At 69.1% G+C, this 22,167-nt stretch carries 9 protein-coding genes and 1 tRNA gene; 5 read left to right on the forward strand and 5 right to left on the reverse strand.

What is annotated here, in order from left to right; all coding sequences use genetic code 11:
* Positions 1-48: 48 nt before the first annotated feature.
* Positions 49-145 (forward strand) — tRNA-Sec (locus KA419_02390).
* 410 nt (positions 146-555) lie between these two features.
* Here the strand turns inward: KA419_02390 and typA are convergent.
* Positions 556-2,406 carry a translational GTPase TypA gene (gene typA / locus KA419_02395; GenBank protein ID MBP7864772.1) on the reverse strand — a complete coding sequence of 617 codons (1,851 nt, stop codon included), beginning with the start codon at positions 2,404-2,406 and terminating at the stop codon, positions 556-558.
* 303 nt (positions 2,407-2,709) lie between these two features.
* Entirely contained in the window at positions 2,710-4,332 is a 1,623-nt protein-coding gene (locus KA419_02400; protein ID MBP7864773.1) for an aryl-sulfate sulfotransferase, read from the reverse strand.
* 339 nt (positions 4,333-4,671) lie between these two features.
* Here KA419_02400 and KA419_02405 point away from each other — a divergent pair, with 339 nt between their 5' ends.
* Positions 4,672-5,031: a nuclear transport factor 2 family protein gene (locus KA419_02405; GenBank protein ID MBP7864774.1), complete on the forward strand. Its 360-nt coding sequence runs from the start codon at positions 4,672-4,674 to the stop codon at positions 5,029-5,031.
* 40 nt (positions 5,032-5,071) lie between these two features.
* On the opposite strand, the gene KA419_02410 is transcribed toward KA419_02405, so the two are convergent.
* From KA419_02410 to KA419_02420, 3 genes are all read right to left on the reverse strand, one after another.
* The gene (locus KA419_02410) at positions 5,072-5,995 is read right to left on the reverse strand and encodes a four helix bundle suffix domain-containing protein (GenBank protein MBP7864775.1); all 924 of its coding nucleotides are present in this window, start codon (positions 5,993-5,995) and stop codon (positions 5,072-5,074) included.
* 393 nt (positions 5,996-6,388) lie between these two features.
* Entirely contained in the window at positions 6,389-14,245 is a 7,857-nt protein-coding gene (locus KA419_02415) for an amino acid adenylation domain-containing protein (GenBank protein ID MBP7864776.1), read from the reverse strand.
* Positions 14,246-14,254: 9 nt separating this feature from the next.
* On the reverse strand, positions 14,255-15,655 hold the full coding sequence (locus KA419_02420; protein ID MBP7864777.1) for an MFS transporter: 1,401 nt from the start codon (positions 15,653-15,655) through the stop codon (positions 14,255-14,257).
* 306 nt (positions 15,656-15,961) lie between these two features.
* Here KA419_02420 and KA419_02425 point away from each other — a divergent pair, with 306 nt between their 5' ends.
* From KA419_02425 to KA419_02435, 3 genes are read left to right on the forward strand one after another with little or no spacing between them, the layout of a single operon-like run.
* The gene (locus KA419_02425; protein MBP7864778.1) at positions 15,962-17,299 is read left to right on the forward strand and encodes an efflux RND transporter periplasmic adaptor subunit; all 1,338 of its coding nucleotides are present in this window, start codon (positions 15,962-15,964) and stop codon (positions 17,297-17,299) included.
* Entirely contained in the window at positions 17,299-18,768 is a 1,470-nt protein-coding gene (locus KA419_02430; protein ID MBP7864779.1) for an efflux transporter outer membrane subunit, read from the forward strand. The genes KA419_02425 and KA419_02430 overlap by 1 nt, the downstream gene beginning before the upstream one ends.
* Before the next feature lie 33 nt (positions 18,769-18,801).
* Complete coding sequence (locus KA419_02435; protein MBP7864780.1) at positions 18,802-21,990, forward strand: multidrug efflux RND transporter permease subunit; 3,189 nt, start codon at positions 18,802-18,804, stop codon at positions 21,988-21,990.
* The last annotated feature ends 177 nt before the right edge of the window (positions 21,991-22,167 follow it).

Here is a 22,167-nt window from a genome sequence, read left to right on the forward strand (position 1 = left end):
GAAAAACGGCTTGCGCGCCCGGGGCGAAAGGGGGGATAATGCAGCTTCGGAGGCGAGTCGGGACTGGTGTCCTGCGCGGTCTTCAAAACCGTTGGGCGGCCCGGATCGGGTCGCAGGTGGGTTCGATTCCCATGCGCCTCCGCCACACACGAGCCCCTCCCGGGGCTCTTTTGCTTCTACCGGGAGAGATCCGCCTCACCCGGTTCTGTCCAGGAAAAACCCTTTTGACTGTGCGTGTATAAGTCTGCCGGGTTGTTCCGAGAAAACAGAAGTTCTTTTTCGTGAAAGCGCAAATATTTTTCGACAGGACCTTGAGCTCAGATTTTCACCGAGCGCTCCGGACCAGGCGGAAGCCCAGATCCGCCCCCGGAAGGCTGGGTGAGCGTTTTGGGCGGCGCGCGGCGCGGCGATACTGGGCACGGCGGTTGATGCTCCCGCCCCACAAAACACGGTCCGAGCCCGAACCCGCACCGAGGTAGTCGGTGACCGGCCCCGGGTCCGGCGAACCGGCAGCATGGCCGCCGTCCGGCGCCGGCCCGGTCTGCGCAACGCCTTCTATTCCTTGAGGTTTCTCGCGTAACGCTGGGTGTGGCGGTCGGTGAGGGACAGCGTGACCTTCCGGATGCGGATGGCGTTGGGGGTCACCTCCACCAACTCGTCGTCGCGGATGAAGTTGAGGGCCTTCTCCAGGCTCAGGGGCTGGACGGGGGTCAGGATCACCGCCAGGTCCTTGGTGGAACTGCGCATGTTGGTGAGCTTCTTGGCCTTGCAGGGGTTGACGTCGATGTCGTTCTCCCGGTTGTGCTCCCCGACCACCATCCCCTCGTAGACCGGCTCGCCGGGCTCGACGAAGAGAACACCCCGCGGCTCCAGGTTGGAGAGGGCGTAGGCCACCGCCTCCCCCTGGCGGTCCGAGACCAGGGAGCCGGTCAGTCGGGTGGGGAAGTCGCCCCGGTGCTCCTCGTAGCCGAGGAGGTAAGCGTTGAGGATGCCCGTCCCGCGGGTGTCGGTGAGGAACTCGCCCCGGTAGCCGATGAGGGAGCGGGACGGGATGGAGAACTCGAGCCGGACACGGCCCGAGCCCCGGTTGGAGAGGTTGAGCATCCGCCCCTTGCGTCGCTGGAGTTTTTCCGTCACCACGCCGGTGAACTCCTCGGCGCAGTCCACGAAGAGGTGCTCGATGGGCTCGAAGACCTTGCTCTCCTTCCGCTTGAGGATCACCTGGGGCCGCCCCACGCCCAGCTCGAAGCCCTCCCGGCGCATGGTCTCGATGAGGATGGCCATCTGCAGCTCGCCCCGCCCCTTGACGACGAAGCAGTCGGAGTCCACCGGCTCTTCCACCCGCAGAGCCACGTTGCGGAGGGTCTCCTTGAAGAGCCGCTCGCGGATCTTCGTGGACTGGACCAGCTTGCCGTCCCGCCCCGAGAAGGGGGAGGTGTTGATGGTGAACATCATGGCGATGGTGGGCTCGTCCACGGCGATGCGCTTGAGGGCGCGGGGGTTTTCCCGGGTGCAGATGGTGTCGCCGATTTCGACCTTCTCGATCCCCGAGAGGATCACGATGTCCCCCGGCGCGGCCGTCTCCGACTCGGCGAGGAGGACGCCGTCATAGACCTGGAGCTTGGTGACGCGCAGCGGGTTGGCATTGCCGTACTTGTCCACGCAGGCCAGGTCCTCGTTGCGGCGGGCGGTCCCGTGGACCACCTTCCCCACGGCCAGCCGGCCCAGGTAGTCGGAGTAGTCCAGGTCCGACACCAGCATCTGGAAGGGCTGCCGGGGGTCGTGAAGCGGGGCGGGGACTTCCTCCAGGATGGTGTCCATCAGGCACGACAGGTCCGTATCGGGCCCGTCGGGGGCCCGCCGGGCGATCCCCTCCCGCCCGATGGCGTAGAGCACCGGGAACTCGATCTGCTCGTCGTCGGCGCCCAGGTCGATGAAGAGGTCGAAGATCTCGTTGAGGACTTCCTGGGGTCGGGCGTCCTTGCGGTCGATCTTGTTGATGACCACCACGATCCGCTTGCGGCCGTCGAAGGCCTTGCGCAGGACGAACCGGGTCTGGGGGAGCGGGCCCTCCGAGGCGTCCACCAGGAGGATGGCGCCGTCCACCATGTTCAGGGCGCGTTCCACCTCGCCGCCGAAGTCGGCGTGCCCGGGCGTGTCCAGGATGTTGATCTTCACGCCCTTCCAGCGGACGGAGCAGTTCTTGGCGGCGATGGTGATGCCGCGTTCCCGCTCCAGGTCCAGGTTGTCCATCACGCGCTCGTCCACGGCCTGCCCCTCGCGGAACACGCCGCCCTGGCGGAACATGTGGTCCACCAGGGTGGTCTTGCCGTGGTCGACGTGGGCGATGATGGCCACGTTGCGGATCGTCTCGTTGCGCACCCAGTGGGCGCCGGGGGTCGTCATGGCTGCCTCTCTTCACGCGTCGGATGCGGGGCGGTGGGCGGGGTGCGCCAAGACGCGGCGCCGGCCGGCCCCGAAAAACCGGGGATTCTACACGAAAAGGGGAAAAATCGGAAGAAATTCCATTGAATCATGCAGGATTCCGATGGGAAGCGAGCCGGTTTTCAGATCATTCTCCCGCCAAGGATTATAGATCGTCCCGGCCTCACGCCAGGACGCGAAGCCGCCAAGCCTCGCAAAGATAAGATGAAACAATCAGTGGGGTTTCTTTGCGAGGCTTTGCGCCCTGGCGTCTTTGCGTGAAGCTTATTCCGCGAGAAGGGCGGCGAGGGCGGCCAGGTCGGTGGCGTCGAGGGTCCCCCCCGCGTCGAAGTCGGCGCGTTCGGGGTACGTACAGGGGGGATTCCCGGAAGGGAGGATCCCCGACACCACCAGCAGGAGGATTTGAAGGTCCCGGCTGTCCGTCCGCAGGTCGCCGTTCACATCCCCGTCCCGGTACCCTTCGATGTACCCGCCCGGCGTCAGATCGATCCCCGACAGTTCCGGGCCGTCCGCCGCGTAGCGATAGGCCCGGAAGGTGCTGTTCTCCTTGTTGGCCGAGGTGCCGGGGACCGTTTCCCCCTGCATCAGCGCCCCGTCTCCGGTCACCGGGTTCACGTAGGCCCACACCGTCTTCCCCGCCGGGGTGACCTCGAAGAAGGTCCCGTACGGCCCGTGGCAGACCAGGGTGTTCCCGTTGGGTAGCCGGACGGCGCCCGAGATGTAGGAGGCGTAGAAGTCCGGAGGGACGGGGGCGACGTAACTCCAGGTCAGCGCCTCCGGCCCGAACGCCGCGCCGCTGTCCAGGAGGTAGCCGCCCGTGGCGTCCAGCGGCGGCGAGACTTCGTCCACCGACGAGTAGTCGGCGCCCGGCCGCCCCCCGCCGTTGTTGAACACCAGGAAATGCCCCGCGCCGGGCAACCCGTCGGCGATCCAGTGGGCGTGGTGCTGGCCGTAGAACACCTGGTCGCCGGTCGTCCCCCGGCCGTAGGCGGCGGGGTTGCCCCAGCGGTAGAGGAGGTCGCCGCCCCGGCCGCGCCGACCGCCGGTGTGACCGGCCGCCTCCGCCGGGGTGGTCCCGTGGTCGATGACCCAGAACTCGCTGAAGTGGCGCACGCTGAGGACCACCTGGTCGAGCGCCGCGTTGTAGTGCACGCCGTTGGTGTGCATCCAGTCGGCCGCTGCGGGCAGAAAACCCGGGGCGGTGTAGTTGAGGTCAACCCGCTCCGGGTGGGCGGCGGGGTCGCCGTAATCGGGACGGGCGGCGCTGTAGTCCTGGACCAGGTGGTCCCAGGTGTGCCACTCCCAGACCACCTCGCCGGTGGTGGGCCCGGTGGGGCGAACCTCGATCACGGTGTCCGGCCACAACCCGTCGGCGGTGACCCGGTCCGGCTTGCGCCCGGCGGCGAGCGCCTCCGCCCGGGTCTTCGACTCCCACGCGATCAGCAGGACGTTCCCGTTGGGCATGGGGCAGGCATCGTGGTGCTGCCGGTGGGTGTCGGTGACGTAGAAGTACTGCCAGAGCCGGTTGCCGTCCCAGTCGTACCGTTCCACCACCCCGCCCGCCCCCCCGCCCGACAGGGTGAAGTTCCCCGGGACCCGCCCCGTCCGGAGCAGGTGACCGCCCGGGAGGAGGTAAGCCGCATTCCCCGGCGAGTAGTCGCTTTCCCAGGATCGGACCAGGCGCCCCCAAGGGTCCACGAGGAAGGTGGTCTTTGCGTTGAGGGGCGCAAAGAAGGTGTAGCCGTCCCACGACTCGGGGAGGCGCAGCAGCAGCCCGACGGTGTTCCCCGCCGCCGCCGGCCCGGACCGTTCTTCCGCCCGGGCGGGCGATGCCGGCAGGAAGAACAACCCGGCCAAAAGGGGGATCAGGTAGGCGTTTTTTTTCATCGATCTCTCCTGTCGGAAACGAGCGGGGGGAACAGCCCGCGGCAACAGCCGTTCAACCCGGGAGACGCCGGAAGGTTGCAACCGGTTACCCACCCCGCCCCGACAGGCCCGGGCCGGCCTTGATTCGCGGCCCTTCCGGCGTATAATGTCCCTGTCGGGCCTTCAATCGGAGGCGGGCGGTTTCGGAAGGACCGCCCCGGCTTTTGGCCGCCCCCTCCGGTGATGCCTGGCGAAGAGAGCATGACGAACGCGTGCTGTTCACGAACCGGGTGACGGAGGCCGGGCGAAGACCACGGCAACCCTCAACCCGGGCAGGAAACCCAAGGACAGGGATGCCACATGAAACCGAAGAACCGGGTCACAGCCTGGGTGGAGGCCTTCAACCGCCGGGACGCCGACGCCCTCGCGGCGATGTATCACGCCGACGCCGTCAACCACCAGGTGGCCGAGGAACCGGTGGCAGGCCGCGAGGCGATCCGGCGGATGTTCGCCGGGGCCTTCGCAGCCGCGGAAATGGTCTGCATCGTTGAGAACCTCTTCGAGGACGGCGAGTGGGCCATCCTGGAGTGGCGGGACCCGCTGGGCCTGCGCGGGTGCGGCTTCTTCCACGTGACGGACGGCCTCATCCGCTTCCAGCGCGGTTACTGGGACAAGCTCACCTTCCTCCGCCAGCACGGCCTGCCGATCCCCGGGGCCTGACAACACTCCTCAAAGCCTCATTGACCTTTCCTCACGGTGGTCATTCGCTTCCGCCGGCTTCTGCCGGCCGGGTGCCCGTGCAGTCGGGAAAGGCGGGGCATCCCCAGAACGGCTGCCCCTCACGGGGGCCCCGCCGGGCCGTTCGAAGCCGCATGAGCCGCCCGCACCGGGGGCAGGCGGGGGTTGAGGGCCTCTCAGACTTGTCCGACTTGTCTGACTTGTCCGACTTGTCAGACCTGTCAGACCTGTCAGACTTGTCCGACCTGTCTGACATCGTTGTTTCCTCCTGCTTCCGCCGATACTCCGAACGCTTCCGATAAAGGCTTTCGGTGAAGCCGCCGTGCTCGAGGAACTCTCTCTCCAAGCTCTCGAGCTGGCGCTTCAACAGGTAGACCGCCTGGTTGATCAGGCAGATCAGGGTGTTGGCCGCCACCTCGGCAGGGGCCTCGGCGAGGTGGTAAGGATCGGGAGAATCGCACCGGCTCGGCGCGTCGGGGAGAGTGGGCTTGGCGGACCTGTCGGACCTGTCGGACTTGTCGGACTTGTCGGACTCGTCGGACCTGTCGGACCTGTCGGACCTTTCCCACCCTCCCCGCCTGTTTGACCCGCCTGAATCAGCCGGTCTACAGGCAACCCTCACCTCCATCGCCTGGGCGGAGTTTTTCGCCCACTTCGCCAACCCCCTCTGGCGCAGGAAGTCTTCGTAGTCGAGCAGCAGCTCCTCCAGGCTGGCTTTGGCCACGTTGGTCAGCTTGAGTTCCGTCCGCCGGGAGGTTGCCGAGGCCATGCTCCCCTCGGCGATGTTCTGACACCCGCTCCGTGCCGCCTGCACCATCTGGTCGTGAGTCCGGGAGCGCCGGTCGACGAAGCGCTCACAGAAGGCGGCGGTCGCGTCGTAGATGAGCTGTGCGGCCTGGAAACTTCTCAGTTTCCGGTAGCCGCCGTAGTGCGGGAGCAGGCGCATGGAGTCATCATTGGGCTTCAGGTGAGAGGCTTCTTGTTCAATGGTGTCCGACTTGTCTGACTTGTCTGACTTGTCTGACTTGTCCGACCTGTCCGACCTGTCGGACCTGTCGGACCTGTCGGACCCTTCAGCGCTGGGTGAGTTCTTTGAATTGCTCATTTCCCCCTCCTTTGATCTCACCCTTAATAACGTTTTCGCGGGGGGAAATCCGAAAATTTCTGTTTGCCCTTCTGCAAAAAAATGACAACGCAGAGGCTGCCCGGGTCAGCATGGAGGGCAAGGTGAGGCTCGGAAGGGTCAGACAGGTCAGACAAGTCAGACAGGTCAGACAAGTCGGACAGCCACGATGGGCATAGCTTGACTGACAGCCGGGGAGCCCGGTTTTCCCCGCCCTCAGCCCATGTCCACCAGCAGGGCCTCCAGGTCGTCCACGCGGCGGCCGAGGGCGCGCATCAGGGCCAGGATCAGCCGGGGCCGGTTCAGGGCCGTCTCCCGCAAATCGTCCGTGCGGAAGGCCAGCGCCCGCACGTCGCCCAGGATGGCCGTGGCGATGGCCCGGACCGGCCGGTTGGCCGTGAGGTCCGTCAGCCCCACCAGGTCGCCCGGGCCCCGCACGCCCAGGACCCCGTGCCACCCTTCCCGGGAGCGCCGGGCGATCTCCACGACACCCTCCTGGACGACGAAGACGCGGCGAAGCGTCTCCCCCTCCCAGTAGAGGTCGTCGCCGTCCCGGAAGTGCTCCAGGCGGGCCAGGGCCGCCATCTCCTCCAGGTCCTCCGCCTCGAGCGGCGAGAGGTTGGGGCAGGACCGGAGGAAGCGGACCCGGTCCCCGAGGGCCGCCGTGAGCAGGGGCCGCATCCGCGCGGGGTCCAGGGCGGGCCAGGTGAACCCGAGCCTTTCCAGCATGCCCGCCGTGCGGTCGACGCGGTCCACCGGCGGCGCCGTTTTCCCCTCGCCGACCGTCTCGAGCCACCCCTGGTGGAGGAGCAGGTTCTCGATGTACTCCCTGAAACCGCTCTGGCCGTAATGCCCGATCAGGCGGTCCACGAAGTGCCGGAAGCGCAGGGGCGCCACGTTCAGGCGCCCGAAGCCGACCCGGCGCCCGTACCCGGCGGTGAGCACGTCGCAGAGGGAGACGGCCTCGGGGTTGAGGACGTGCCAGGTCTGTCCCGTGAGCCCGGGGCGAAGGGCCAGCGTGAGGACCGCCCGGCTGGTGCCGTCCACGAAGGAGAGGTCGGCGCGGTCGTACAGGTCGGGGACCGCCCCCAGGTTGACGTAGGCCCGCACCTGCTGGAAGAAGCCGTTGTCTCCGATGTTCTCCTGGCAACGCCCGGTCTCCGAGTCGAAGGTGATGTTGCCCAGCCGGTAGATGGAGGCCGGGACCCCGTCCCGCATGGCCTGCCGCACGAGGCCCTCCGCTTCCAGTTTCGTCTCCAGGTAGAGGTTGCCGGAGCGCTGGCCGACGTCCCCGGTGTACTCGGTGAATAGGAGCTGCGACACCCCGGGGACGTCCCCCCACCCCACCGAGAGGGTGGACATGTGGTGAAAGGCCTTGGGCCGGCCGGTGCGCGCCAGGGCCAGGAGGTTGGCCGTGGCGGTCACGTTGGCCTTCTCGAACTCCTCCCGGAGGCCGTAATGCTTCACCAGCGCCGCCGGGTGGAAGATCGCCTCCACCCCCGAGGCCAGGTCGGCGTAGGCGGCGTCACCCAGGCCGAGGTTCGGGCTGCCCAGGTCCCCCGGCAGCGCATCCAGGCGGTCGCGGTGCGCCGCGAACCACCCCTTCCCGAAGTAGAAGTCCAGCTTGTCGGCCAGCCGCCGGGCGGCCTGCTCCGCCGAGTCGGCCCGGACCACGGTCCGGACCCTGCCGGGGTTCGCCCCCGGAACCCGCCCCTCCACCAGGTCGCGAACCAGGTAGGCTCCCAGGAAGCCCGTGGCGCCCGTCACCAGGACGTCTCCCCACCCTCGCGGCGGCCCGGGGTCGAGGGCCGCCTCGTCGGCGATGCGCCGGCGGTACTCCGCCATCGCCCCCTCCAGGCCGGATGGGACCTCCGGCTCCGCTTTCGCCGTCTCGCCCAGCGTCCGAAGCGCTTCCAGGCGGAGGCGAATGTTGTCCTGCAGCGGCTTGACCCGCAGCGCCAGCTCCGCCACCGTCTGGGCGGTGAAGACGTCGTTGACCGTGACCTCGAACTCCTTCTGAAGCAGCGCCACCAGGGCAACCGCCTTGAGCGAGTGCCCCCCGAGGCTGAAGAAGTTGTCGTAGACCCCCACGTCCGAGAGGCCCAGCACCTTCTCCCAGGCGGCCGCCACCGCCGCTTCCACGGGGTTGCGGGGCGCCACGTGCACCACGGCGGCGTCGCAGACCTGCTCGGGCTCGGGGAGGGCCTTGCGGTCCACCTTCCCGCTGACGTTGAGCGGGAACGCCGCCAGACGTACGAACACCGCCGGGACCATGTAGTCGGGCAGCCCCGTCGCCAGTTCACGCTTCACGGCCTCGAGGTCCAGGCCGGCCGCCGACTGCAGGTAGCCCACCAGGAAGGCGTTCCCGCCGGCGTCGGTCTTCGCCAGGACGACGGCGTTCTCCACGCCCCCCACCTGGCGGAGGCGGCTCTCGATCTCCTCCAGCTCGATGCGGAAGCCGCGGATCTTCACCTGGAAGTCCTTGCGGCCGATGAAGTCCACGTTGCCGTCGGGGAGCCACCTCGCCAGATCCCCCGTCCGGTACATCCGCTCGCCGGGCCGGAAGGGGTCTTCCACGAATTTTTCCGCCGTCAGCTCCGGCCGGTTGAGGTACCCCAGCGCCAGCTGCGCGCCGGCGATGCACAGTTCCCCCGGCACGCCCACGGGCAGCAGTTTCCCGCCGGGGTCCAGGATGTAGACCCGCGTGTTGGCCACGGGCCGGCCGATGGGGGACTTCGCGTGGGGGCGTTCCACCACGAAGGCGGTGGCGTCCACCGTGTACTCGGTGGGGCCGTACTCGTCCACCAGGACGTAGTTGCGCGGCGTGAACTTCTTCAGCTTCTCGCTCCCCGTCGAGAGCCGGCGAAGCGAGCGGTTGTCCGTGTTCTCCATGAAGGCCTCGCACAGCTGGGTGGGGAGGTCCGTGTAGGTGACGCCGTGGGTCTCGAGGTACCGGTTGAGGGCCCCCAGGTCGAGGCGGACGCCCTCGGGCAGCACGTGGAGGCAGGCCCCGGCCGCCAGCGGGGAGAAGATCTCCACCACCGAGGCGTCGAAGCTGAAGGAGGCGTACTCGGCGCAGACGTCGTCGGGCGTCAGGCCGTGGAAACGGGCGTGCCAGGTCACCAGGTTGACGACGCCCCGGTGGGGGATCATCACCCCCTTGGGTTTCCCCGTGGAGCCCGAGGTGTAGATGACGTAGGCCATGTCCGCCGGGGTGCCGGACGTTGACGGGTTGGCCGTCCCGCCCGACCAGAGGGACGCCTCGTCCAGCTCCCACACCGTCCCCCCGAAGGTGACGGACGGCCGCAGCGACCGCTGGGTGAGGAGGAGGGCCGCGCCGGCGTCCTCCAGGATGGTCAGGACCCGCTCGGGCGGGTAGTGGGGGTCGATGGGGACGTAAGCCCCGCCGGCCTTGAGGACGGCCAGCATGGCCGCGATGCCGTCGGCGCCCCGTTCCACCCGGAGGCCGACGAGGGGACCCTTCCCCGAAAGTTCCCCGCGGAGGCGGTGGGCCAGGGCGTTGGCCCGGGCGTTGAGGGCGGCGTAGGTGTAGTGGGTGTCCCCGTCCACCAGGGCCGTCCGGTCCGGCCGGCGGGCCGCCTGTTCCTCCACGAGTTGGTGGAGCAGCTTGTCGGACGGGACGTCCATGGCGGTGTCGTTGAAGGTCTCCAGCAGCAGGCGCCGCTCCTCGGCGGAGAGGATGTCGATGTCGCCCAGCGGGGTTTCGGGCGCGCTGGTGACCCGCTCCAGGAAACGGAGGTAGTGTTCCGCGAAGCGACGGGCGGTCTCGGGGAGGAAGAGGTCCCGACGGTACTCCAGCCGGAGCGTGTACGCCCCCGCCGACGACAACGCGAGTTCCAGGGCCAGATCGAACTGGGCGTCCCGGGTCTCGTGCACCATCATGTGCAGGCGGAGGTCCCCCGACGACACCTCGCCGGCGAAGTCGTCGATGGAGAACATGGTCTCGAACAGCGGGTTCCGGCCGGCTTCACGGGGAAGGCCGAGGGTGTCGATGAGGTCGTCGAGCGGGTAGTCCTGGTTGTCGTACCCGCCCAGGACGGCGTCCCGCACCCGGGAGAGGAGGTCCCGGAACGCGGCCGCCCGGGGGGTGGCCAGGCGGAGGGGCAGGCTGTTGACGAACATGCCGATGATCCCCTGCAGGGCGGCGCTGACGCGGCCCGAGGAGGGGACGCCCACCACGACGTCCTCCTGGGAGGTGTAGCGGCCGAGCAGCGCAGCGTAAGCGGCCAGGTAGACCATGAAGGCCGTGGTCCCGGTCTCGCCGGCCAGGCGGTCGACCGCGGCGGAAAGGCCCCCGGGCACGGCCCGCACGAAGACGTCCCCCTGCTCCCCGCCAAAGGCGCCCCGGGGGAAATCGACGGGGATCTCCAGCCGGGGCGGCTCCTCCCGGAAACGGTCCGTCCAGTAGGCTTTCTGGTCGGCAAAAGCGCCCGATCGCCGCGCCGCGTCCTGCCAGACGGCGAAGTCGCGGTACTGGAGCGGCAGCGGGGGGAGGCCCCGATCGACGTACAGGTCCAGCAGTTCGTTCAGCAGGATCCCCACCGAGAGCCCGTCGAAGATGATGTGATGAGCGTCGAAGAGGAGGACGTGGGCGTCCGGGCCCAGTTTCAGGAGTTCCACGCGGAACAGCGGCGGCCGGGCGAGGTCGAAGGGTCGCACGAAGGCGCGGAAGCGTTCGGTCACCTCGTCGGGCGAGGCCTCGGAACGGACCATGCGCACCTTGACGTGGGCCCGGACGCGCTGGACCGGCTCCCCCTCGTGCAGCTCGAAGCCCGTGCGGAAGGACGCGTGGCGCTCGGTGAGGGCCTCTACGGCCGCGGCCAGCCGGCCGGCGTCGAGGGGGCCGTCGATGCGGAGGACCATGGGGAGGTTGTAGGACAGGCCCGAACGCCCCATGCTCTCCACGGCGTAGAGCCGCTTCTGGGCCGAGGACGCGGGGTAGAACTCCCGCTCGGGGACCGGGACCAGCCGGGCGTGGGGGGAGGTGCTCCCGGACTCGACCCGGGCGGCCTGCCCTTCCACGGTGGGCGTGTCAAAGAGGGCCTGCAGGGGCAGCTGGACCCCGAAGGCCTTCTCCATGGCCGCCTGGAGCATGACGGCCCGGAGGGAGTGGCCGCCGAGGGAGAAAAAGTTCTCGTCCACCCCGAAGCGGGAAACCCCCAGCACCCCCTGCCAGAGTTCGACGAGCTTCGCCTCCGTGGGTGTGGACGGGGCCTTGACGGGGCGGTCCCGGTCGACGGGGGGGCCGGGGTCCGGCAGGGCCCGGCGGTCCACCTTGCCGTTGGGGGTGAGGGGCAGCACGGGCAGCCGCACGATCCGGGCCGGGATCATGTAGGCCGGCAGCGGTTTCGCCAGGGCCTCCCGGACCGCGTCGTCGGAGAGGTCGGTCTCCGTCACGACGTAGGCGCACAGCCAATGGTCGCCTCCCTCGCCGCGAGCCGTGACCACGGCGTCCTTCACGCCGGGGACCAGGAGCAGCTGGGCCTCGATCTCCCCCAGCTCCACCCGGAAACCCCGCACCTTGACCTGGAAGTCGATCCGGCCCAGGAACTCGAGGTTGCCGTCGGGGAGCCAGCGGGCGAGGTCCCCCGTCCGGTAGGCGCGGAAACCGTGGCGGAACGGGTCGGGGATGAACTTCTCCGCCGTCAGCTCGGGCCGGTTCCGATATCCGCGGGCGGTCCCGAGGCCCGAGACGCACAGTTCGCCGGCGGCGCCGGGCGGCTGCTCCCGCCCCGCGGGGTCCAGGATGTACACCCGCGTGTTGGGGACGGGGCGGCCGATGGGGATGTTGGCCCAGGGCCGGGTCACCTCGAACCTGGTGGCCTCCACCGTGTACTCGGTGGGGCCGTAGGCGTTGACGATCCGGTAGGGCCGTTTCCGAACGGACCGGAGCTTGTCGCCGCCCATCTCCAGGCAGCGCAGGGTCCGGTTGTCGCACAGTTCCATGAACTGCTCGGCGAACTGGGTGGGGAGGATGCTGAGCGTGACGCCGTTCTCCTCGAAACAGGCGTTGACGTCCCGGGGCGACAGGCGGCTTTCCGCGGGGACCACCACCAGGCACCCGCCGGCCGAGAGGATCGGGAAGAACTCGATAACGCTGGCGTCGAAGGCGAAACCGGCGAACTTGGACTGGCGGTCCTCCGGCGTCATGCCCTCGAAATCCGCCTGGTAGCGGCAGAGGTGGACGAGGGAGCGGTGGCTGATCTCCACGCCCTTCGGCTTGCCCGTGGTCCCGGAGGTGTAGATGACGTAAGCGGCGTCCCCGGGGTCGTTCACCGGCGGGAGCGGCGAGGGGTCCCCGGTGAAGGTCTCGTCCGCGTCGAGGAGGAGGACCGGCCCCTCGAAACCGGCCTTCCCCGCCAGGTGCCGCTGGGTGAGGAGCGCCGGTACCGCCCCGTCTTCCAGCATGTAGCGGACACGGTCGGGGGGGTAGGCCGGGTCGACGGGCAGGTAGGCCGCCCCCGCCTTCTGGATGGCGAGCAGGCCCAGCGGCATTTCCAGGCAGGGGTCCAGCAGGATGCCCACGCAGCCGTTCCGCGCGGCGCCCAGCTCCCGCAGCCGCCGGGCCAGGGCGTTGGACTTTTCGTCCAGTTCCCGGTAAGTCAGGATCTTCTCCCGGAACCGGACCGCCGGCCGATCCGGGTGACGGGCGGCGGTCTCCGCGAAGAGGGAGACGAACGTCCGCTCCACGTCGTAGGGGACCTCGGTTGAATTGAAGCGGTCCAGCAGGGCCCGGTCCTCCGGCGAGACGAAGGGGAGGGCGTCGAAGGGCGTCCCGGGCGACCGCAGCCCCCCCTCCAGCAGGAGGGTCACGGCCCAGTGCAGGGCCTCCACGTGGCCTATGGTGTACAGATCCTCCTGGAACTGCCAGTCGAAGATCACCTGCCCATCCCGCTCCCGTCGGACGAACAGGGTCAGGGGCTGGGCTTTCTCCGCGGAGCCGAGGATCTCGATTTCGACCTCCGTCGGCTGTTCCGAAGAAACGACGGTGACACACCAGTTGAGCAGGAAGGCGGGGCTCTGGTTCCAGGCGGACTGGAGCGAGTCGGACAGCACGTCGAAGGGCAGCCGGCCATGGCGGCGCGCATCCGCGCGAGCGGCGCCCACCCGCTCCACGAAAGCCCCGAAGGGTTCGCCGTCCCGGACCTGGAGGCGGACCGGCACGGCATTCAGGTGACACCCGACCGTCTCCTCCGCCCGGGGACCGACCCGGCCGTCCAGGAAAAGCCCCAGGACGAAGTCCTCGACGCCGAGGGCCCGTCGGCAATAGGCCGCCGAGGCCGCGAGCACCAGGTCCTCCAGGGCCGCATCGGTGGGGGCCTGCTCCCGAAAAAGCGCCGACAGCCCGGGGGGCGCCGGCCGGCGGAGGGCGCCGGCCCGGGGCGTCGGCGCCCGCTCGGTGGAGAAGGTCGGGCTCACCGCCTCGGGCGGGGTTCGGAAACGGTCTTCCCACCAGGCCGCGTCGGCTTTCCCCTCCGGCCCGGCCAGGTAATCCAGCTCCTTTTGCACCCGGGACTCGAACGGCGCGGCCTCGGGGGCTCCCGCGGGCCCACCGCGGGAGAGCGCCTCGGCGTCCCGAAGGACCTGGCTGAACACGGCCCGCGCGCTGTACGGGTCGCACGCCAGGAAATGGGCCTTGAAGAACCAGGCCGGCCGCCCCTCGTCGGAGCGGAGGAGCACGATTTCCGCCAGGGGCCCGCCCTCGAGGTCGAAGGGCGTTCGCGCCCGCTGGCGGGCCCACTGCTCCATCTCCTCCTCGCCGCGGTTCGTGCCGAAATACCGTTCCTCGATCCGGACGTCCCCGGGGGCGGCGACGGACTGCCGGACGCCCGAGGGGTCCTCCGACCCGAAGTGGTGAAGCCGAAGCCGGAGGGCGTCGTGGCGGGTGAAGACCGCCCGGGCGGCTTCCCGGAGGTGCTCGACGTCCGCCCCGCCGGGGTGGCGGGCCAGGACGGCGACGTGGTTGACGGCCGAACCGGGCCGGGAGCGCTCCACCCGCCAGATCTGGCGTTGGGCGTGAGACAGGGCGAAGGCTTTCTCGGTTTCGGACACGTTGACCTCCTAGTGGGCGCGGTGCGCGCCCGGACGGGAAGCCGGCCGGGCGACCAGGGCGGTGGCCAGGACGGCGAGGCCGAAGAGGACCCCGGCCAGGGCCGCCCGGTGGTAACCGGTGAGGACGAGGGCCGCCGGGGCCGCGGTGTTTGCCGCCCCCGCCGGGAAGGGGGAGGAGAAGACGGCCTCGAAGAGGCAGACCCCCAGCGTGGACCCGAGGAAGGTGAAGAGAGCGTTGGCGGCCGACACGATCCCCTCCTCGCCGGGGGGCGCGAGGTTCATGACCAGGGTGGACACCGCGGCGAAGAACGCCCCCAGGGCGGCCCCGTAGAGGGCCAGCGCCGCGATGACGACCCCGTAGCCCGTTCCGGATCCGAACAGGAGGAAAAGGGCCGTCGAAGCCACCATGGCGGCGGCGGACAGGATGCAGACCCGGCGGGGCCCCACCCGGTCCACCCAGGCCCCGAGGAAGGGCCCCAGGACGGCCGAGACAGCGGGGAAGACGATGAGGAGCAACCCGATGCGGTCGGGCGTCAGGCCGCGGACGCCGTCGAAATAGAAGGGAAACAGGAAGCTGTAGCCGTCCAGGAGCAGGGTCGAGGTCAGGGTCCCGAGCAGGGCGGCCGTCAGGTTGCGATCGGAGAAGATCCGCAGGTTCAGGACCGGCGACGGCGCCCTGCGCTCGCGGACCACGAAGAGGACCCCGGCCAGGAGGGCGACGGCCGCGGACCCCAAGGCGCCGTGCCCGACCCACCCGTAGTCCTGGGCGGTGTTGATGCAGTAAATGAAGGCCCCGAGGGCGACGAAGCTGAGCGCCGCCCCGGCGAGATCGAAGCTTTTCCGTTCGCCGTCGCCGGCCCGGTCCCGGGGGAGGCCCAGCCAGGCCAGCAGGGCGCCCGCCACGCCGGCGGGGACATTGACGAAGAAGACCCAGCGCCAGTCGAGGTAGTGAAGAAGGAACCCGCCCACGGGGGCCCCCAGGGCGACCCCGACGCTGCCGAAGACGGCCAGGATGCCGAACGCCCGCCCCCGCACCGCCTCCGGCAGGTGCTGAACCACCACGGCGTTGGCGGTGGCGAAGATCATGGCGCCGCCCACGCCCTGCAGGAAGCGGAAGGCGCAGAGGGCCGGGAGGCCGGGGGCGAAGCCGCACGCCAGGGACCCCAGGGTGAACAGGACGTACCCCGACCCAAGGACCGTCCGGCTCCCCCAGCGGTCGGCCAGCTTCCCGAAGGTTGGCAGGAAGGCGCACAACGCGAGGAGGTAGAGCAGGACGGCCCAGCTCACGGCGCCGGTCTCGACCCCGAAGACGCGCGAGAGCGTGGGGAGGGCGATGTAGACGATGGTGGCGTCCAGGTTGGCCATGAAGATGGCCATGGAGACGGTGAGCACGACGCGGCGGAAACTCAAGGGCACGCTCCTTCGAGGGGTGAAGGCATTGTACCCCGCGGGCCGCTCCCGGGCAAGACGGATGCGAGCCCCGCGAACCCGTCAAAAAGTCGCCAATTGGAGATTTCCCGCGAATAACGCCGATTGACCCGAATACAGAAAACAAAGAAATAAAATGACTTTTCACATTCCGATTCGCGACGATTCGCGTGATTCGCGGGCTGCAAGGGACTTTTTGCGGGGGACGTCAAAAGTCATTGACGCATCCCCCGGTTTCCCGATAACATACCGTTGCTTCTCATCAGACAGCTTTCCGTGGAGACAAGCATGAACCAGCCGTCCCGGATTCCCCGCACCCCGTTTCGCTGCCGGCTGTTGCCGGTCCTGACGCCCCTGCTGCTTTGGCTGCCTTCCGGTTGCGGCAGGGGGGGAGGAACCCCGCCCGGCGGGGTGGGCACCGCCCCGCCCATGACCGTGATGGTCACGGCAGCCCAGACGTGCAACGTACCCTACTTCAGCGAGTTCGTGACGTCCCTGGACGCCGGCACCAGCGGGGAGACGGTGGAGATCCGCGCCCGGGTGGAGGCGGTCCTGGTGCAGCAGCATTTCTCAGAGGGGCAGCCGGTGCGGAAGGGGCAGGTCCTTTTCACCCTCGACAGTCGCACCTACGAGGCGGACCTGAAGACCGCCCGGGCCGGTTTGAGCAAGGCGAAGGCCGACCTCGAGTACGCCCGGAACCAGGTGCTGGTGGAGCAGGCGAAGGCCGACCTCGAGTCCGCCCAGGCCCAGCTCGCCCTCGCCCGGGTCAACGAGGCGCGGCTCAAACCCCTGGCGGAACAGAAGGCGGTCCCCCAGCAGGATTACGACGACGCGGCCACCGCGCTGCTCACCGCATCGGCCGCCGTGAACGCCAAGAAAGCCAACCTCGACACCGTGGCGCTCAACCGGAAAGTGTCCATCGAGCAGGCCGAGGCCGCGGTCCTCTCCGCCGAGGCCGACATCCGGCGGGCGGAGATCAACCTGGAGTACTGCACCGTCTGTTCCCCCATCGCCGGCCTGGCGGGCCGCCGCCAGGTGGCGCCCGGGAACCTGGTGGGCCACGGGGAGGCGACCCTGCTGACCTCCGTCTCCGCCCTGGACCCCGTGCGGGTGACCTTCAGCATCTCCGAGACCGACTACCTCCGGCACATGGAGATCGTGAAGCGCCAGGGGCAGGACACCGGCAGCCTGGAACTGGAACTCCTTCTCTCGGACGGGAAGAGCTACCCGCACAAGGGTCGGATCCTCGTCGCCGACCGGGCCGTCGACGCCCGGACCGGGACCCTGTCCATCATCGGGGAATTCCCCAACCCGGACCGGCTTCTCCGTCCCGGCATGTACGGGCGGGTCCGCTTCCGGAGCTTCCGGATGGAAAACGCCCTGGTCATTCCCCTGAAGGCGGTGGGGGACCTCCAGGGGGCGAAGACGGTCCTGGTGGTGGGGACCGACGGCAAGGTCTCGCTCCGGACCGTCAGGCTCGGCCCGGCGTGGGGCGAACGGGTCGTGGTCCTCGAGGGGCTCAAGGCGGGGGAGAACGTGATCGTGGAAGGCCAGGTCAAGGCCCAGCCGGGGATGACCGTGAAACCCCAGGCGCAGCCCATGCCGGCGGGCGGGGAGGACCGGTGATGGGACGGCGCACCCGGCTCCCCTCCCTCGCGGTACCCGTCCTGGGGGTGCTGCTGGGGATGCTGCAGGCCGCCTGCCTCGGGCCGAAGTACGTCCGGCCCACCGTGCCCGTCCCGGACGCCTTCCGCGGGGCGGAGACCGCCCCGGTTGAAGCGTCGGGGAAGACCTACGGCGACCTGGGCTGGGAGGAGATCTTCAAGGACGAGACCCTGCGGGGCCTGATCCGCCGGGCGCTGGAGCACAACCCCGACGCCCGGCTGGCGGCCGAGCGGATCGAGGAGGCGAGGGCCTCCCTCCGTATCACGCGGTCCGCGCAGTACCCGACGGCGTCCGGCGCCGCGGATTTCCAGGCCTGGCGGGACTCCGGCGCCACCAGCGGCGCCTATCCCGGCGCGGAGCGGACCACCTCCTCCTTCGAGTCGTACGTCCAGGCCGTGTTCGAGCTGGACTTCTGGGGCCGCCTGAGACGCTCCACCGAGGCCGCCCGGGCCCAGCTCCTGGCCACGGAGGAGGCGCGGCGGACCGTGGCGCTCGGGTTGACGGCCGAGGTGGCCACGGCCTACCTCAGCCTGCGGGAGATGGACCTGGAGCTGGAGATCTCCCGGAAGACCCTGGCATCGCGCCTGGAGTCGCTCAAGCTGGTGAAGGCACGCCAGGAAGGCGGGGTCGCCACCCTGCTGGACGTGGACCAGGCCCAGGGGCTCGTGGACCAGGCCCGCACCACCATCGCCGGACTCGAGCGGCAGGCCGCCCAGCAGGAAAACTACCTCTGCGTCCTCCTGGGGTCGAACCCCGGGGACATCCCGCGGGGAAAACCCGTCACGGAGCAGATGGACGCCCCGGAGGTCCCGCCGGGCCTCCCCTCCGGGCTGCTGGAGCGGCGGCCGGACATCCGGCGGGCAGAGCAGAACCTGATCGCCGCCAACGCCGGGGTCGCGGTGGCCCGGGCCGAGTACTTCCCGAAGTTCACCCTGACGGGTTCCGCCGGCACCCTCAGCGAGGACTTCAACCACCTCTTCTCCCGCTCCAGCCTGACGTGGAGCGTCATGCCGCAGCTCACCGTTCCGGTCTTCAACGCGGGGAAGGTGAAGGCCGGCGTGAGGCAGGCGCGGTCGCGGTACCGGCAGGCGCTCATCACGTACGAGCAGACCGTCCTGCAGGCGTTCCGGGAAGTGGCTGACGCCCTAGTGGGCTACGCCAAGCAGCGGGAGTACCGCCGGCTCCAGGAGTCGGCCACCGCCACCCTCGCGGACCAGGCCCGCCTGTCGAACCTGCGGTACTCGGGGGGCGTCACCAGCTACCTGGAGGTCCTGGATTCCGAGCGGCAGTACTTCAGCGCCCAGCTGACCCTGGCCCAGGCCGTCCGCGACGAGTTCGGGGCGCTGGTCTATCTCTACAAGGTCCTGGGCGGCGGGTGGAAGGCCGCCGCTTCCCCGGCCGGGGCGCCCGCCCCGTCGCCGGGCCCCTGACCGTCCGCCAACGCCGTCGACCGAGGAAGAGGAATGGCCAAGTTTTTCATTAACCGCCCCATCGTCGCCATGGTGATCTCCATCGTGATCGTTCTCGCGGGGGTCGTCTCCCTCGGCGGGCTCCCCGTGGCCCAGTACCCGGACATCGTGCCGCCCGAGATCCTCGTGTCGGCCTTCTTCACCGGCGCCGACTGCCAGACGCTGGAGCAGGCGGTGGCAACCCCGCTCGAGCAGCAGATCAACGGCGTGGACAACATGCTCTACGTGCGGTCCACCAATGGCAACGACGGGTCCATGGCCCTCACCGTGGACTTCGCGGTGGGCACCGACGTCAACACCGACCAGGTGCTGACGCAGAACCGGGCGTCCCAGGCCACCGCCTCCCTCCCCGAGGACGTCAAGGCCTACGGGGTGACCGTGCAGAAGTCCACGTCCACCCTCCTGTTCATTTACTCCCTCTACTCGCCGGACAACGTCTACGACCGCCTCTTCCTCTCCAACTACGCCTACATCAACCTCAACGACGCCCTCCTGCGGGTGCCGGGGGTGAGCCAGGTGTCCGTCCTGGGGGCTTCCCCCTACGCCATGCGCGGCTGGCTCGACCCGGGGAAGCTGGCCCGGCTGAACCTCACCATCGAAGACGTCGTCTCCGCCGTCAAGGAACAGAACAACGCCAACCCCGCCGGGCAGATCGGCACCGAGCCCGCCCCGCCCGGCCAGCAGTTCACCTACAGCGTGCGGGCGCAGGGCCGGCTGGTGCAGGCGGAGGAGTTCGGCGAGGTCGTGATCCGGGCCAACCCCGACGGCTCCATGGTCCGGCTCAAGGACGTGGCGAGGCTCGAACTCGGGGCCCAGTTCTACAACACGGTGGGCCGCTACAACGGAGCGCCCGCCGCCCTCGTCGCCGTCTACCAGGCGCCGGGCTCCAACGCCCTGGAGGTGGCCGCGGGGGTCAAGCAGGCCATGGCGGACCTCGAAAAACGCTTTCCCCCCGGGCTGAAGGCCGTCCTGTCCCTGGACACCACCCTGGCGGTCAGCTCGGGTATCGAGGAGATCGTCGTCACGCTGCTGGAAGCCATGGTGCTGGTGATCCTGGTGGTCTACCTGTTCCTCCAGAGCTGGCGCGCCACCCTGATCCCCCTGCTCACGGTGCCCGTCTCCCTGGTGGGGACCTTCATGGTCTTCCCCCTGCTGGGTTTCTCCATCAACACCCTCACCCTCTTCGGGATGGTCCTGGCCGTGGGGTTGGTGGTGGACGACGCCATCGTGGTGGTGGAGGCGGTGGAAGCCCACATGGAGCGGGGCCTCGACCGGAAGGCCGCCACGCTCAAGGCCATGGAGGAGGTCACCTCCCCCGTCGTGGCCGTGGCGCTGATCCTGGCGGCTGTCTTCGTCCCGGTGGCCTTCATGGGCGGGATCACGGGGCGGCTCTACCAGCAGTTCGCCCTCACCATCGCCATCTCGGTGCTCATCTCCGCCTTCAACGCCCTGACCCTGAGCCCCGCCCTCTGCTCCCTCCTCCTCAAGCACCGGGGCGACAAGGGGAAAAAGAGCCTCCTGGGCCGGTTCTTCGGCGGCTTCAACCGGGTCTTCGACCGGGCGGTCGATGGCTACGTGGGGATCTCCCGCTTCCTCGTCCGCCGCACCGTGCGGACCTTCCTCCTCCTGCTGGCCATGACGGGCGGCATGCTCTTCATCGGGGCGAAGCTCCCCGGCGGCTTCGTGCCGGACGAGGACCAGGGCTACTTCTTCCTCAACGTCTCCCTTCCCGAGGCGGCCTCGCTGCAGCGCACCGACGCCCTCATGCGGAAGGTGGAGCAGGTGCTGGAGAAGACCCCCGGCATCGAGGGGTACACCACCATCAGCGGGTTCAGCCTCCTGAGCGGGGTCAGCAGCACCTTCACCGGTTTCGCCTTCGTCACCCTCAAGCCCTGGGACGATCGGAGGGGGCCGGGGGAGGACGCCAAGTCGATCCTCAACGGCCTCAACCGCAAGCTGTCGTCCCTCCCGGAGGCGATGGTGTTCGGCTTCCTCCCCGCGGCCATCCCCGGCGTCGGCAAGTCCGGCGGTTTCAGCTTCATGCTCCAGGACCGGAGCGGGGGCGACGTCAAGTTCCTGGCGGACAACGTGGACAAGTTCCTCGACGCCGCCCGGAAGCGGCCGGAGCTGGCCAACGTCAGCACCATGTTCCGGGCCGAGGTCCCGCAGCTCTACGCGGACGTGGACCGGCCCAAGTGCGCCAAGCTGGGCGTGGACGTGGGGAGCGTCTACCTGACCCTCCAGACCTTCCTGGGCGGGTGCTACGTGAACGACTTCAACCGTTTCGGGCGGCAGTGGAAGGTCTACCTCCAGGGGGCGCCCGACGACCGTGTGCGGCGGGAGGACATCGGGAAGTTCTTCGTCCGGGCGGGCGACGGGACCACCGTGCCGCTCTCGTCGGTGGTCACCATCCGGGAGACCAACGGGCCCGAGTTCACCAACCGTTTCAACCTCTTCCGCGCCGCGGAGATCAACGGGTCCGCCGCGCCCGGCTACAGTTCCGGGCAGGCGATGAACGCCCTGGAGGAGGTGGCGAACACGGTCCTCCCCCGCGAGATGGGCTACGACTGGAGCGGCATGTCCTACCAGGAGCGGAAGGCCCCCGCCTCGGCCGGCGTCTTCGCCCTCTCCCTCGCCTTCGTTTTCCTGATCCTGGCAGCCCAGTACGAGAGCTGGTCGCTGCCCTTCAGCGTGCTTCTCGGCACGCCCGTCGCCGTGCTGGGCGCCTTCGTCGGCCTGCTGTCCCGGCGGCTCGAGAACGACGTCTTCGCCCAGGTCGGGCTCGTCATGCTGGTGGGGCTCGCCGCCAAGAACGCCATCCTCATGGTGGAGTTCTGCAAGGCGGAGCTGGAGAAGGGGCGTCCCCTCGTCGACGCCGCCCTGGCCGGCGCCCGGGCCAGGCTGCGGCCCATCCTCATGACCTCCTTCGCCTTCGTCCTGGGCTGCGTCCCGCTCTGGGTGGCCCAGGGCTCCGGGGCCATCTCCCGCCAGATCCTGGGGACGGTGGTCATCGCGGGGATGCTGGCCTCCACCCTCATCGGCATCTTCGTCGTTCCCGTCCTCTTCGTCCTGGTGGAGTCTTTGGCGCACCGGAGGGGGAAGGCCCCCGCGCCTCCGGCGGAACCGGGGAATCCGGTCCCCGCACCGCCGGGCGGGGAAGCGCAGTGTCCACCCGCGGAGTGAGCGGAGGCCCCGAGCGCAAGCCGGCGTTGATGGGCCCGCAACAAGTCTTTTTTGCCCGCGAATCACGCGAATGAACGCGAATCAACAACTGACGGGGCCGCAAAAAGTCGCGAAAGGGAGATTTCCCGCGAATAACACGAATAATATCTAGTAGTTTTTGAATTCTGATTCGCGTTT

The sequence above is a fragment of the Acidobacteriota bacterium genome (assembly GCA_018001935.1).
Taxonomy (GTDB): Bacteria; Acidobacteriota; JAAYUB01; order JAAYUB01; family JAAYUB01; genus JAGNHB01.